This window comes from Pseudomonas sp. BP01, from assembly GCF_022760795.1.
GTDB classification, from domain to species: Bacteria; Pseudomonadota; Gammaproteobacteria; order Pseudomonadales; family Pseudomonadaceae; genus Aquipseudomonas; species Aquipseudomonas putida_Q.
In genome coordinates this window covers 36085-50769 of the sequence record NZ_JAFBKA010000008.1, presented here as the reverse complement: position 1 = coordinate 50769, position 14685 = coordinate 36085, and the positions used below count along the sequence as shown (strand labels likewise).

General features: G+C 63.1%; 11 protein-coding genes. 8 read left to right on the top strand and 3 right to left on the bottom strand.

The features are described from left to right. Nucleotides 1–7: 7 nt before the first annotated feature. A complete protein-coding gene (gene grxC / locus JOY50_RS09430; RefSeq protein ID WP_003249204.1) occupies nt 8–262 on the bottom strand; it encodes a glutaredoxin 3 in 255 nt (84 codons plus the stop codon). 1 nt (nt 263) lies between these two features. After that, nucleotides 264–677 (bottom strand): rhodanese-like domain-containing protein, encoded by a 414-nt coding sequence (locus JOY50_RS09425; RefSeq protein WP_016502017.1) that lies wholly within the window; start codon nt 675–677, stop codon nt 264–266. 206 nt (nt 678–883) lie between these two features. On the opposite strand from JOY50_RS09425, the gene gpmI reads away from it, so the two are divergent. The 4 genes from gpmI (at nt 884) to JOY50_RS09405 (ending at nt 6128) form a co-directional block, all read left to right on the top strand. Then, nucleotides 884–2419: a 2,3-bisphosphoglycerate-independent phosphoglycerate mutase gene (gene gpmI, locus JOY50_RS09420; RefSeq protein WP_243055132.1), complete on the top strand. Its 1536-nt coding sequence runs from the start codon at nt 884–886 to the stop codon at nt 2417–2419. Nucleotides 2420–2649: 230 nt separating this feature from the next. After that, the gene (locus JOY50_RS09415; protein ID WP_132844998.1) at nt 2650–3957 is read left to right on the top strand and encodes a murein hydrolase activator EnvC; all 1308 of its coding nucleotides are present in this window, start codon (nt 2650–2652) and stop codon (nt 3955–3957) included. A gap of 78 nt (nt 3958–4035) precedes the next feature. Then, nucleotides 4036–5352, top strand: coding sequence for a S41 family peptidase (locus JOY50_RS09410; RefSeq protein WP_019473135.1), 1317 nt, complete (start codon nt 4036–4038; stop codon nt 5350–5352). An 8-nt stretch (nt 5353–5360) separates the two neighbouring features. Further along, nucleotides 5361–6128 (top strand): divergent polysaccharide deacetylase family protein, encoded by a 768-nt coding sequence (locus tag JOY50_RS09405; protein WP_243055131.1) that lies wholly within the window; start codon nt 5361–5363, stop codon nt 6126–6128. Between the two features lie 174 nt (nt 6129–6302). On the opposite strand, the gene JOY50_RS09400 is transcribed toward JOY50_RS09405, so the two are convergent. Beyond that, complete coding sequence (locus tag JOY50_RS09400) at nt 6303–8249, bottom strand: BCCT family transporter (RefSeq protein WP_229609090.1); 1947 nt, start codon at nt 8247–8249, stop codon at nt 6303–6305. Between the two features lie 534 nt (nt 8250–8783). Here JOY50_RS09400 and betI point away from each other — a divergent pair. The 4 genes from betI (at nt 8784) to JOY50_RS09380 (ending at nt 14659) form a co-directional block, all read left to right on the top strand. Beyond that, complete coding sequence (betI, locus tag JOY50_RS09395; protein WP_019473137.1) at nt 8784–9440, top strand: transcriptional regulator BetI; 657 nt, start codon at nt 8784–8786, stop codon at nt 9438–9440. A 39-nt stretch (nt 9441–9479) separates the two neighbouring features. Next, entirely contained in the window at nt 9480–10952 is a 1473-nt protein-coding gene (gene betB / locus JOY50_RS09390; RefSeq protein WP_016502024.1) for a betaine-aldehyde dehydrogenase, read from the top strand. 77 nt (nt 10953–11029) lie between these two features. Next, nucleotides 11030–12727 carry a choline dehydrogenase gene (gene betA, locus JOY50_RS09385; protein WP_028614102.1) on the top strand — a complete coding sequence of 566 codons (1698 nt, stop codon included), beginning with the start codon at nt 11030–11032 and terminating at the stop codon, nt 12725–12727. Between the two features lie 189 nt (nt 12728–12916). Beyond that, a complete protein-coding gene (locus JOY50_RS09380; RefSeq protein ID WP_019473139.1) occupies nt 12917–14659 on the top strand; it encodes a potassium/proton antiporter in 1743 nt (580 codons plus the stop codon). Nucleotides 14660–14685: the final 26 nt, after the last annotated feature.

Below are 14685 nucleotides of genomic sequence, written 5' to 3'. Positions count from 1 at the left end.
GTGCAAATCAGGCCGCCAGCAGCGCGTCGAGCTTGCCGGCGCGCTCCAGGGCATAGAGGTCATCGCATCCACCGACATGGGTGCTGCCGATCCAGATCTGCGGCACCGACGTACGGCCGGCCTTCTGGCTCATCTCGGCGCGAACCTGCGGCTTGCCGTCGACCTTGATTTCTTCGAAGGCCACGCCCTTGCTCTCGAGCAGGTACTTGGCGCGCATGCAGTAGGGGCAGTAGTCGCTGGAATAGACGATGACGGGCTTCATATCACTTCACCAGGGGCAGGTTATCGGCTTTCCAGCTGGAAACGCCACCGCTCAGTTTGGCGGCGGTGTAACCAGCCTTGAGCAGTTCGCGGCAGTGGGTGCCGGACTGCTGGCCCATCGCGTCGACGACGATCAGGGTCTTCTCTTTGTGCTTGTCCAGCTCGCTCATGCGGGCGGCCAGCTTGTCCTGCGGAATGTTGATGGCACCGACGATGTGGCCGGCGGCGTATTCCTTGGCAGTACGGATGTCGATGACCAGACCCTTGTCGGCGTTGACCAGGGCGGTCAGTTGGCCATTGCTCAGGCTCTGGCCGCCACGGCGGATTTCATTGAGCAGCAGCAGGACCAGCAGAACAACGAAGATCGCAACCAGGATGTAGTGATCTGTCGCGAATTGAATCAGGTGAGCAACCATCAGCGGTGTTCCAGGCGATTGAAAATGCCGGCCAGTATACACAGCCCCCCAGTACCACCAAAGCCCGACGGGCCGGCCGCAAAGGTACCTTCATGTTGCCGCATTGGCCGCGCTGGTCAGGGAACAGGACGAATATTCGCCGCAGGTGGCGTATTTGCCCTAAAATGCGTGTCTTTATCATCTTTGAACAACCGTGAGTTTGATTGATGACGAGTACGCCCAAACCCCTGGTCCTGATCATCCTGGATGGCTTCGGCCACAGCGATATCCCCGAACACAACGCCATCTTTGCCGCCAACACACCGGTCTATGATCGCCTGCGCGCCACCCGGCCGCATGGCCTCATTTCCGGCTCGGGCATGGATGTCGGCCTGCCGGACGGGCAGATGGGCAACTCCGAAGTCGGTCACATGAACCTGGGGGCCGGCCGCGTCGTCTACCAGGACTTCACCCGCGTCACCAAAGCGATCCGCGATGGCGAGTTCTTCGAAAACCCGGTGCTCACCGGCGCCGTGGACCAGGCAACCAGTGCCGGCAAGGCCGTGCACATCCTCGGCCTGCTGTCTGATGGTGGCGTGCACAGCCACCAGGACCACCTGGTGGCCATGGCCGAACTGGCTGCGCAGCGCGGCGCAGAAAAAATCTACCTGCACGCCTTCCTCGACGGCCGCGACACCCCGCCACGCAGCGCACAGTCGTCCATCGAACTGCTCGACGGCACTTTCGCCAAGCTGGGCAAGGGCCGCATCGCCACCCTGATCGGCCGCTACTTTGCCATGGACCGCGACAATCGCTGGGACCGCGTCAGCGCCGCCTACAACCTGATCGTCGACAGCGCCGCCGAGTACACCGCTGACACCGCCCAGGCCGGCCTGGAAGCGGCCTACGCCCGTGACGAGAGCGACGAGTTCGTCAAGGCCACGCGCATTGGGGAAGCGGTCAAGGTTGAAGACGGCGATGCCGTGATCTTCATGAACTTCCGCGCCGACCGCGCTCGCGAGCTGTCGCGTGCGTTCGTCGAAACCGAGTTCAACGAGTTCCCGCGTGCCCGCCTGCCAAAACTGGCGGCCTATATCGGCCTGACCCAGTACTCGGCCAAGATCCCGGCCCCGGCGGCCTTTGCACCTTCCAGCCTGAACAATGTGCTGGGCGAGTACCTGGCCAAGAACGGCAAGACCCAGCTGCGCATCGCCGAGACCGAGAAGTACGCCCACGTCACCTTCTTCTTCTCGGGCGGGCGTGAAGAGCCGTTCGAAGGCGAAGAACGCATCCTGATCCCGTCGCCGAAGGTTGCCACCTACGACCTGCAGCCGGAAATGAACGCACCGCAAGTGACCGATCGCATTGTCGAAGCTATCGAACAGCAGCGTTACGACGTGATCGTGGTCAACTACGCCAACGGCGACATGGTTGGCCACACAGGCGTGTTCGAGGCGGCGGTCAAGGCGGTCGAAGCGCTGGATACCTGCATAGGGCGCATTGTCGAAGCGCTGGAAAAGGTAGACGGCGAAGCGCTGATCACCGCCGACCACGGCAACGTCGAGCAGATGGAAGACGAATGCACTGGCCAGGCGCACACCGCGCACACCACCGAGCCGGTGCCGTTCATTTATGTGGGCAAACGCAACGTCAAGGTACGCGAGGGTGGTGTGCTGGCCGACGTGGCGCCGACCATGCTGAAGCTGCTGGGGCTGGAAAAGCCGGTGGAAATGACCGGTACGTCGATCCTGGTCGACGCCTGATTCGGTGTATCGGGGCCGCTTGGCGCCCCTTCGCGGGCACGCCCGCTCCCACAGAACCGGCTGCACTCGTTGCTTTTGTGGGAGCGGGCATGCCCGCGAAGGGCCGCCAAGCGGCCCCGATTGCACATGAATTCCAGACCAACGCCCCCCTGCACCCGCAGCGAGGCGTTTTTTTTGCCTGCCCGGGCGGGCATACTAGGCCAGTCTCCATCCTTGGTACGCCAAACCCCATGCTTCGCGCCCTGATCCTACTCGCCCTGTCTTGCCTGCTCAGCCCGGCCTTCGCCGATGAGCGTGTGCAGACCCAGCAGCAACTGGACGCCACCCGCCAGGATATTGCCGAGCTCAAGAAGACGCTGGGCAAGCTCCAGGAAGAAAAGGCCGGTGTGCAAAAGGACCTCAAAGCCACCGAGACCGACATCGGTAACCTCGAAAAGCAGGTGGAGGCTCTGCAGCAAGAACTAAAAAAGACCGAGGGCGATCTGGAGCGCCTTGATACCGAGAAAAAAAAACTCCAGAGCGCCCGCATTGAACAACAGCGACTGATCGCCATTCAGGCCCGTTCGGCCTACCAGAACAACGGCCGCGAGGAATACCTCAAGCTGCTGCTCAACCAGCAGAACCCCGAGAAGTTCGCGCGCACCCTCACCTACTACGATTACCTGAGCAAGGCGCGCCTGGAGCAATTGCGCACCTTCAACGAGACCTTGCGCCAGCTGGCCAACGTCGAGCAGGAAATAGCCGGCCAGCAGCAACAGCTGCTGGCCCAGCGCGCCGACCTGGACAGCCGCCGCCAGGCGCTGGAAGCCGAGCGCGGCAAGCGCCAGCAGGTGCTGGCCAAGCTCAACGGCGACATGAAAGACCGCGACCAGAAGCTGCAGGCCCGCGAGCAGGACCAGGCCGATCTGTCCAAAGTCCTCAAGACCATTGAGGAAACCCTGGCCCGGCAGGCCCGCGAAGCTGAAGAAGCGCGCAAGAAAGCCTTGCTGGCCCAGCAGGAAGCGGAAAAACGCCGCCAGCAGGAAGCCCTGGCCGCCGCCGCTGCCCGCGAACAGGCCCAAGAACCCGTGGAACCACCGAAAAAGGCCCGCACCACCCTCGGCCCGATGGTTTCCACCGACGGCGCAAGCTACGGCGGCGCATTTTCTTCAGCGCGGGGAAAACTTCCTTGGCCCGTGAATGGTCGATTGCTGGCACGCTTCGGTGATGCCCGCGGCAGCGACGCCCGTGCCAAGTGGGATGGGGTGATGATCAGCGCCAACCCGGGCACCCAGGTACGTGCGGTGCACGGCGGGCGCGTGGTATTCGCCGACTGGTTGCGCGGCGCCGGGCTTCTGGTCATTCTCGACCATGGCAACGGTTACCTGAGTCTGTACGGCCACAACCAGAGCCTGCTCAAGAGCGCCGGTGATATCGTCAAGGCCGGCGAAGCCATTTCCACCGTTGGCGACAGCGGTGGCCAGGACGCAGCAGGCTTGTATTTCGCCATCCGTCAGCAGGGCCGGCCTACCGACCCTTCGCAGTGGTGCCGAGGCTAGTCAAATTTATACGGCGTAGACTGAGTGCTGCGCCGATGCTCCCCAGGGAGCGCTTACAGGATCAGGAGTTCGTTCGACATGCTGCACTCGCCTCGTCTCACCCAGCTGGCCCTGTCCATCGCTCTGGCGGTCGGCGCGCCCCTGGCCACCGCCGCAGAGCCGGCCAAGGCCGCCGCCGTGCCAGCCACCGAGGTGACCGCCAAGGCGCCGCTGCCGCTGGAAGAGCTGCGCACCTTCGCCGAGGTGATGGACCGGATCAAGGCTGCCTACGTCGAACCGGTCGATGACAAGACCCTGCTGGAAAACGCCATCAAGGGCATGCTCAGCAACCTCGACCCGCACTCCGCCTACCTCGGCCCCGAGGACTTCCAGGAGCTGCAGGAAAGCACCAGCGGCGAGTTCGGCGGGCTGGGCATCGAGGTGGGCCAGGAAGACGGCTTCATCAAGGTGGTCTCGCCAATCGACGACACCCCGGCTTCGCGTGCCGGTGTGCAGGCGGGCGACCTGATCGTCAAGATCAACGGCGCCCCGACCCGTGGCCAGACCATGACCGAAGCGGTCGACAAGATGCGCGGCAAGATCGGCGAAAAGATCACCCTGACCTTGGTGCGCGACGGCGGCAACCCGTTCGACGTGACTCTGGCCCGCGCGGTCATCCAGGTCAAGAGCGTGAAGAGCCAGCTGCTGGAGAACGACTACGGCTACATCCGCATCACCCAGTTCCAGGTCAAGACCGGTGACGAAGTGGGCAAGGCGCTGGCCAAGCTGCGCAAGGACAACGGCAAAAAGTTGCGCGGGGTAGTGCTGGACCTGCGCAACAACCCGGGCGGCGTGTTGCAGTCGGCGGTGGAAGTGGCCGACCACTTCCTGACCAAGGGCCTGATCGTCTACACCAAGGGCCGCATCGCCAACTCCGAACTGCGCTTCTCCGCCGACCCGGCCGACGCCAGCGACGGCGTGCCATTGGTCGTGCTGATCAATGGCGGCAGCGCGTCGGCCTCGGAAATTGTCGCCGGCGCCCTGCAAGACCAGAAACGCGCGGTGCTGATGGGTACCGACAGCTTCGGCAAAGGTTCGGTACAGACCGTGCTGCCGCTGGCCAACGACCGCGCCCTGAAGCTGACCACTGCGCTGTATTTCACCCCCAACGGCCGCTCGATCCAGGCCCAGGGCATCGTCCCCGATATCGAAGTGCGCCCGGCCAAACTCACCGCCGAAGTCGACACCGACAATTTCAAGGAAGCCGACCTGCAGGGCCACCTGGGCAACGGCAACGGCGGCGCCGACCGCCCGACCGGCAGCAGCAAACGCAAGGAACGTCCGCAGGACGATGACTTCCAGCTGAGCCAGGCCCTGAGCCTGCTCAAAGGCCTGAACATCACCTCGGGCAAATGATCAACACGATGCGTTACCTGCTGTGTCTGTTGTTCTGCCTGATGGCCGGCGTCGCGCAAGCGGCGCCGACCGGCAAGGCCTACATGAGCATCATCATCGACGACCTGGGCCAGAGCACGGAGCGCGACAGCCGCACCCTGGCCCTGCCCGGCCCGGTCACCATGGCGATCATGCCCGATACGCCGCATGCCACCGACTTCGCCCGCCAGGCCCACAAGGCCGGCAAGACAGTGATCCTGCACATGCCCATGGACCCAGCCACCGGGCCCTATGCCTGGCACCCGGGCATCGCCATCGAGGAACTGGCCCGCCGGCTGGATGCGGCCTTGGCGAAGGTGCCCTACGCCGCCGGCATCAACAACCATATGGGTAGCCGCATGACGGCACAGCGTGAGCCCATGGCCTGGTTGATGGGTGAACTGCAGCAACGTCACCTGTTCTTCGTCGACAGCCGTACCAGCGCCGCCACCGTGGCCGCAGCCGAGGCCCAGCGCATCGGCCTGGCCCATGTTTCGCGGGATGTGTTCCTCGACGATGTGCGCACTACCGAGGCGATCACCGGGCAGTTGCAGCAAGGCATCGCCCTGGCGCGCAAGCAAGGGTCTGCGGTACTGATCGGGCATCCTTACCCACAAACCCTCGACGTGCTGGAACGGGCACTGCCACAGCTCAAGGCCCAGGGCATCGAACTGATCAGGCTCAGCCAGATGATCGCCGTGCGCAGCAACCAGGCGATGCCTAGGCATGGCAAGAATGGCCGTTACACCAATCGCTGAGAAGCTGGGGCTGCTTTGCAGCCCTTCGCGGGCACGCCCGCTCCCACAGGGATCGCGCCGGCTTCAGGCCCTGTGACAATCCTGTGGGAGCGGGCATGCCCGCGAAGGGCCGCAAAGCGGCCCCAATAAAAAACCCCGCTCAGTGAGCGGGGTTTTCTTTTGCATCAACAGCAATCAGCTATACACACGCCCCAGCAACTGGCGGTGGCTTTCGAACTGATCCAGCACATCACGCACGATCTGCTCCGGCGCAAAGCCCATCAGGTCATACTCCTGGCTGCCGTCGTGCAGGTACACCTCGGCGCGGTAGTAGCGCTGACGCACTTCCGGTTCGCCTTCAACCGGCGCCTCGCTCGGCGCGGCCATGTAGCCGTCCAGGCTCACTTCATAAACGAACGGGTTACCCTCGTCCATCATCACCCGCAGGCCCATCATGTTGCGCGACTGGCCAACGCGGGTTTCCACCTCGAAGCCCAGGGTCTGCAACTGCGCGGCCGCTTCTTTCAGCGCCGGGCTGACCTGCTTGTCCATGAAGCGCTGCACCACAGCCTGGGTCGGTTGCAGCTCCAGCTGGGTCAGGCGCTCGCTGAAACCGCGACGGCCACGGGCGGCCAGCTCGGCGCGTTCGCTTTCTACTGCAACGTCCTGCTTCATGGCCTTGTACAGGCCGAACATGAACAGCACCAGCACCACCGAGAACGGCAGGCCTGCCAGCACGACCATGGTCTGCATGGCTTCGAAGTTGCCGGCAAACAGCAGGCCGATGGTGACCAGGGTGATGACCACCGACCAGAACACCACCATCCAGTGCGGGGCGTCTTCGTCGACCTTGCCGCCTTTGCACGACAGGTTGGCCATCATCACCGCACCGGAGTCGGCCGGGGTAAGGAACAGCACAAAGCCGACAAATACCGCCACACCAATCACAATCTTGGCCGCCGGGAAGTATTCCAGCAGCTGGTAGATCGACATTGACGGCTGTTCCAGCGCGGTCTTGCCCAGCTCCACCGCCCCCTGGTTGATCACCAGGTCCAGTGCGGTGTTGCCGAAGATCGACAGCCAGGCCAAAGTGAAGCCCAGCGGGATCAACAGCACGCCGCTGACCAGCTGGCGCACGGTACGGCCCTTGGAGATACGGGCAATGAACATGCCGACGAACGGGCCCCAGGAGATCCACCAGGCCCAGTAGAACACGGTCCACAGGCCCAGCCAGCGCTCGGACTTGCCGGCTTCGCCTTCGTACACGTAAAGGTCGAAGGTTTTCAGCACGATGCCGTTGAGGTAGTCGCCAACGTTCTGCACAAAGCCGTTGAACAGGTGCAGGGTATTGCCCGCCAGCAGCACGAACAGCAGCAGGCCGCTGAACAGCAGGATGTTCAGGTTGGACAGGCGGCGAATGCCGTTTTCCACGCCCGAAACCGCCGCCACGGTGGCCACGCCGGCCATGACCAGGATCACCACCAGCAGGTTGGTCTGGCTGTGCTCCATGCCGAACAGGTATTCAAGGCCCGAGGACACCTGCATCGAGCCGATCCCCAGGTTGGTCACCAGGCCCAGCAGGGTCACGAACATGCCGAAGATGTCCACCGCGTTGCCGGCAGCACCCTTGACCCAACGCTCACCCACCAGCGGGTACAGCGCCGAGCGCAGTGCCAGCGGCTGGTTGTGACGGTAGGCGAAGTAACCCACGGCCAGGCCGACCAGGGCGTAGATCGCCCAGCCATGCAGGCCCCAGTGCAGGAAGGTCAGCTGCAGGCCCTGGCGCGCCGCTTCGAGGCTGGCCGGGGTCCCTTCCGGTGGGTTGAAGTAATGGTCCAGCGGCTCGGAAGCGCCAAAGTACAGCAGCGAAATGCCGATACCGGAAGAGAACAGCATGCCGGCCCAGGCGCCGTAGCTGAAGTCAGGCTGGTCGTCCTTGCCACCCAGCTTGAGCTTGCCGTAGTCGGAGAAGGCCAGGTAGACGACGAACAGCAGGTAACCGCAGATCACCAGCATGTAGTACCAGCCAAAGGTACGCGTCAGCCATTTCTGGGCCACGCCCAGCACCTGGCCGGCGGTATCGGGTACAGCGATCAGCAAGGCAGTCAGAACAAGGATCATCAGCGCGGAGGTGAAGAACACCACGTGGTTGACCCGTACCCTCTCGGCGGGGGGCTTGGTAAGTGAGGCAGAACTCATTGCACGAATGCTCCGGGCAGTACGGCTATGGAGGCTAATCAGTGTTTCCCGAGCAATTGGTGGAATATCCCCACTGCGTCAGGTGTTATAAAAGCACCCTGGAAACCGTGATCCCGAATCGATACGTTGCAAAAAAACAGACAGGTGGCCTGCTGAAAATGCCCACGCATCCGCAGAGGTGCGCGCATTCGTCACAGATCACCCCGCCCGCTCCAAGGGCCTGTCGCAGGGCCAGAGACCGTACGGCAGAATCTGCATTTCGCATCGCTCATGCCCGTCAACGCCTTGTATTCCGGGGGTTACACGATTTCCTGGGGTGTCAATCCGTGCCATTTCGACCGCCTTGTAAGCTGTCAATGGCACAAATTGTCGCAGAGCTTATTCTTTATTGATTGAACGTTCAATCAAAACAAAATAGACTGGCCTTCGCCGAGTCAGCCGCCCGTCGTCTGCTCGCAGGCCTGAGGAGATAGCAAGATGCCCAAGGTCGGTATGCAACCCATCCGCCGCCAGCAGTTGATCGAAGCCACGTTGCAGGCGGTCGATCAGGTCGGTCTGGGGGACGCCAGCATTGCGCTGATTGCCCGTTTGGCCGGTGTGTCGAACGGCATCATCAGTCACTACTTTCGGGACAAGAACGGCCTGATAGCAGCGACGATGGGTTACATCATGAGCATGCTCAACGAAGGCGTCAGAGCACGCCGTCAGGCCCTGACGGACGACAGCCCGCGCGCTCACCTGAAAGTGATCATCGAGGGCAACTTCGATGCCAGCCAGGTGAACGGCCCGGCAATGAAAACCTGGTTGGCCTTCTGGGCTTCCAGCATGCACCAGCCCGATTTGCACAGGTTGCAGCGGATCAACGACCACCGCTTGTATTCCAACCTGTGCTGCCAGTTCCGCCGCGCCCTGCCGCTCTATCATGCGCGTAAGGCAGCCCGCGGCCTGGCAGCCCTGATCGACGGCCTGTGGCTGCGTGGCGCCCTGTCGGGTGATGCATTCGACACCGACCAGGCGATACGGATTGCTTACGAATACATGGATCTACAACTGGCTAAACAGCACACCCTGGGCACAAACGACCAGGCCGCTGAACCAGCACGCACGGCCCTTGCCAACCCGGCAGGAGCGTGACGCGCAAGCCAAACCACACACTGCACTTGCGAGGACACTATGGCCCGTTTCGGAACGCAAAAACTCTACATTGATGGCGCTTACGTCGACGCTGGCAGCGACGCCACCTTCGAAGCCATCAACCCGGCCACTGGCGAAGTCCTCGCCCACGTACAGCGTGCTACCGAGGCCGACGTCGAGAAGGCTGTGGAAAGCGCCGAGCGCGGCCAGAAAGTCTGGGCTGCGATGACCGCCATGCAGCGTTCGCGCATCCTGCGCCGCGCCGTCGACATCCTGCGCGAGCGCAACGATGAGCTGGCTCAGCTGGAAACCCTGGACACCGGCAAGTCGTACTCCGAAACCCGCTACGTCGACATCGTCACCGGCGCCGACGTGCTGGAATACTATGCAGGCCTGGTACCGGCCATCGAAGGCGAGCAGATCCCGCTGCGCGAATCGTCCTTCGTCTACACCCGCCGCGAGCCGCTGGGCGTGACCGTGGGTATCGGCGCCTGGAACTACCCGATCCAGATCGCCCTGTGGAAATCCGCCCCGGCCCTGGCCGCCGGCAACGCGATGATCTTCAAGCCGTCGGAAGTCACCTCGCTGACCACCCTGAAACTGGCCGAGATCTACACCGAAGCCGGCCTGCCGAATGGCGTGTTCAACGTGCTGACCGGCAGCGGCCGCGAAGTCGGCACCTGGCTGACCGAGCACCCGCGCATCGAAAAAGTCTCCTTCACCGGCGGCACCACTACCGGCAAGAAAGTCATGGCCAGCGCCTCCAGCTCCTCGCTGAAGGAAGTCACCATGGAACTGGGCGGCAAGTCGCCACTGATCATCTGCGCCGACGCCGACCTGGACAAGGCCGCCGACATCGCCATGATGGCCAACTTCTACAGCTCGGGCCAGGTGTGCACCAACGGCACCCGCGTGTTTATCCCGGCTGAAATGAAAGCTGCTTTCGAAGCCAAGATCGCCGAGCGTGTTGCCCGCATCCGCGTTGGCAACCCGGAAGACGAAAACACCAACTTCGGCCCGCTGGTCAGCTTCGCCCACATGGAAAACGTGCTGGGCTACATCGCCAAGGGTAAAGAAGAAGGTGCCCGCGTACTGTGCGGCGGCGAGCGTCTGACCGAAGGTGACTTCGCCAAGGGCGCCTTCGTGGCCCCGACCGTGTTCACCGACTGCACCGACGACATGACCATCGTCAAGGAAGAGATCTTCGGCCCGGTCATGAGCATCCTGTCCTACGAGACCGAAGAAGAAGTGATCCGTCGTGCCAACGACACCGAGTACGGCCTGGCCGCTGGTGTGTGCACCAACGACATCACCCGCGCCCACCGCATCATCCACAAGCTGGAAGCCGGTATCTGCTGGATCAATGCCTGGGGTGAATCGCCGGCCGAAATGCCGGTCGGTGGCTACAAGCAGTCGGGCGTCGGCCGTGAGAACGGCGTCAGCTCGCTGGCTCAATACACTCGCATCAAGTCGGTCCAGGTAGAGCTGGGCGGCTACAACTCGGTTTTCTAAGCCCTGTCTAGCCACGCCCGTGCCGCTGTGCACGGGCGTTCCCGCTCCCTGATCACCGCCAACACGAGGGTACTTTCATGTCCCAAGAATTCGATTACATCATCGTCGGTGCCGGTTCGGCCGGTAACACCCTGGCCACCCGCCTGACCGAAGACGCCGGCGTCACCGTCCTGCTGCTGGAAGCCGGTGGCCCTGACTACCGCTTCGACTTCCGCACCCAGATGCCAGCCGCCCTGGCCTTCCCGCTGCAGGGCCGCCGCTACAACTGGGCCTACGAGACCGACCCGGAGCCGCACATGGACGGCCGCCGCATGGAATGTGGCCGCGGCAAGGGCCTGGGTGGCTCGTCGCTGATCAACGGCATGTGCTACATCCGCGGCAACGCCATGGACTTCGACGGCTGGGCAGAAATGCCAGGCCTGGAAGACTGGACCTACCTGGATTGCCTGCCGTACTTCCGTAAAGCCGAAACCCGCGACATCGGCCCGAACGATTACCACGGTGGTGAAGGCCCGGTCAGCGTTGCCACGCCAAAGGCCGGCAACAACCCGCTGTTCCACGCCATGGTCGAAGCCGGCGTGCAGGCTGGTTACCCGCGCACCGAAGACCTCAACGGCTACCAGCAGGAAGGCTTCGGCCCGATGGACCGTTCGGTCACCAAGAACGGCCGCCGCTCCAGCACCGCCCGTGGCTACCTGGACCAGGCCAAGAAGCGCCCGAACCTGACCATCGTCACCCATGCCCTGAGCGACCGTATCCTGTTCGACGGCAAGCGCGCCGTTGGCGTGACCTACCTGGTTGGCGACAGCGAAGAGCGTGTTGAAGCCCGTGCCCGCAAGGAAGTGATCGTAAGCTCCGGCGCCATCGCGTCGCCGCAGCTGCTGCAGCGCTCCGGCGTCGGCCCGCGTCACCTGCTGGAAAGCCTCGACATCCCGGTTGTACACGACCTGCCAGGTGTTGGTGAAAACCTGCAGGACCACCTTGAGCTGTACCTGCAGTACGCCTGCACCCAGCCGGTATCGCTGTACCCATCGCTGCTGTGGTGGAACCAGCCGGCCATCGGTGCCGAGTGGCTGTTCAACGGCACCGGCATCGGCGCCAGCAACCAGTTCGAGGCTGGCGGTTTCATCCGTACCCGCCCTGAATTCAAGTGGCCGAACATTCAGTACCACTTCCTGCCGGTGGCCATTAACTACAACGGCTCCAACGGCGTTAAGGAACACGGCTTCCAGGCGCACATGGGTTCCATGCGTTCGCCTGCCCGTGGCCGCATCCAGGCCAAGTCGAAAGACCCGCGCCAGCACCCGAGCATCCTGTTCAACTACATGTCCACCGAGCAGGACTGGCAGGAATTCCGTGACGGCATTCGCCTGACCCGCGAGATCATGGCCCAGCCGGCGCTGGACCCGTACCGTGGCCGCGAGATCAGCCCGGGCGCCGACGTGCAAACCGACGAGCAGCTGGACAAGTTCATCCGCGAGCACGCCGAAACCGCCTTCCACCCGTCCTGCTCGTGCAAGATGGGCACCGACGACATGGCAGTGGTTGACGGCGAAGGCCGCGTGCATGGCATGAAAGGCCTGCGTGTGGTCGATGCCTCGATCATGCCGCTGATCATCACCGGCAACCTCAACGCCACCACGATCATGATTGCCGAGAAGATCTCGGACAAGATCCGTGGCCGCAAGCCGCTGCCGCGCAGCACTGCCAAGTACTATGTGGCAGGTGATGCGCCGGTGAAAGGCAAGCCGATGCGTGAAGTGAAGCAGGCGTAACCCTTCACCGGCCTCTTCGCGGGCACGCCCAGGCAACACCAGAAAAGGCACCCATCGCGGTGCCTTTTCTACATCTGCAGAAACGCTTTACATGCTGCCAATTCATCAGGTTAGAATCGATTGGCACGCGACCTGCTAGCAGCATGCTATCTAGTCCTATTTCCCCGCGCTGTCCCGGAGTACCTGCCTTTGGATGCAAGCACCATCAACAGCCTGTTCTTGATCGGCGCATTGCTGGTGGGCGCAAGTATCCTGGTCAGTTCCCTGTCATCGCGCCTGGGCATCCCTATTCTGGTCATCATCCTCGCCGTCGGCATGGTCGCCGGTGTCGATGGTGGCGGCATCATCTTCAACAACTACCCGACCGCCTACCTGGTGGGCAACCTGGCATTGGCCGTGATCCTGCTGGACGGTGGCCTGCGCACGCGGGTAGCAAGCTTCCGCGTGGCGCTATGGCCGGCGCTGTCGCTGGCCACGGTCGGGGTGATGATCACCACCGCCCTCACCGGCCTGGTCGCCGCCTGGCTGTTCAACCTGAGCCTGATCCAGGGCCTGCTGATCGGCGCCATCGTCGGCTCCACCGATGCCGCTGCAGTGTTCTCGCTGCTGGGCGGCAAAGGCCTGAACGAGCGGGTTACCGCCACCCTGGAGATCGAATCAGGCAGCAACGACCCGATGGCGGTGTTCCTCACGGTCACCCTGATCGACATGATCGCCAGCGGCCAGACCGGTCTGCACTGGGGCCTGCTGGGCCACCTGTTGCGCGAGTTCGGCATTGGCGGGCTGCTGGGCCTGGGTGGCGGCTGGGTGATGCTGCAGCTGGTCAACCGCATCAACCTGGCCGGTGGCCTGTACCCGATCCTGGTGGTTGCCGGCGGCCTGGTGGTGTTCTCGCTGACCAACGCCCTGCACGGTAGCGGCTTCCTTGCCGTGTACCTGTGCGGCCTGGTGCTGGGCAACAAGCCTATCCGCAGCCGCCACGGCATCCTGCACATGCTTGACGGCATGGCCTGGCTGGCCCAGATCGGCATGTTCCTGGTGTTGGGGCTGCTGGTTACCCCCCACGACCTGCTGCCTATCGCCTTGCCGGCGCTAGGCCTGGCATTGTGGATGATTCTGGTGGCGCGGCCGCTGTCGGTGGTCGCTGCACTGCTGCCGTTCAAGGCCTTCCATGGCCGCGAAAAGGGCTTTATCTCCTGGGTAGGCCTGCGCGGCGCGGTGCCGATCATTCTGGCGGTGTTCCCGCTGATGGCCGGGCTGCCGGACGCCCAGCTGTTCTTCAACCTGGCGTTCTTCATCGTGCTGGTGTCACTGCTGGTGCAAGGCACCAGCCTGCCGTGGATGGCCAAACTGCTGAAAGTGACCGTGCCGCCAGACCCGGCGCCGATCTCCCGCTCAGCCCTGGAAGTGCACATCACCAGCGAGTGGGAAATGTTCGTCTACCGCCTGGGCGCCGAAAAATGGTGCATCGGTGCCGCCCTGCGCGAGCTGAAAATGCCCGAAGGCACGCGGATTGCCGCCCTGTTCCGTGGCGAGCAACTGCTGCACCCATCGGGCAGTACCGTGCTGGAAGTGGGCGATATGCTTTGCGTGATCGGCCACGAGCACAACCTGCCCGCCCTGGGCAAGCTGTTCAGCCAAGCGCCACAGCGTGGCCTGGACCTGCGTTTCTTTGGCGACTTCGTGCTCGAAGGTGATGCCGAACTGGGTGCCGTGGCTGCGCTTTACGGCCTGAAACTCGATGGCCTGGACGCGAAAATGCCGTTGGCGCAGTTCATCCGACAGAAGGTCGGAGGCGCTCCAGTAGTAGGTGACCAGGTCGATTGGCATGGCACGATCTGGACCGTGGCAACCATGGACGGGAACAAGATCCAGAAAGTGGGCGTCAGATTCCCCGAAGGAACGCGACCCGGACCAGGATTGTTCCTCTAAACTTCGTTTCTGCCGGATCCACAAGT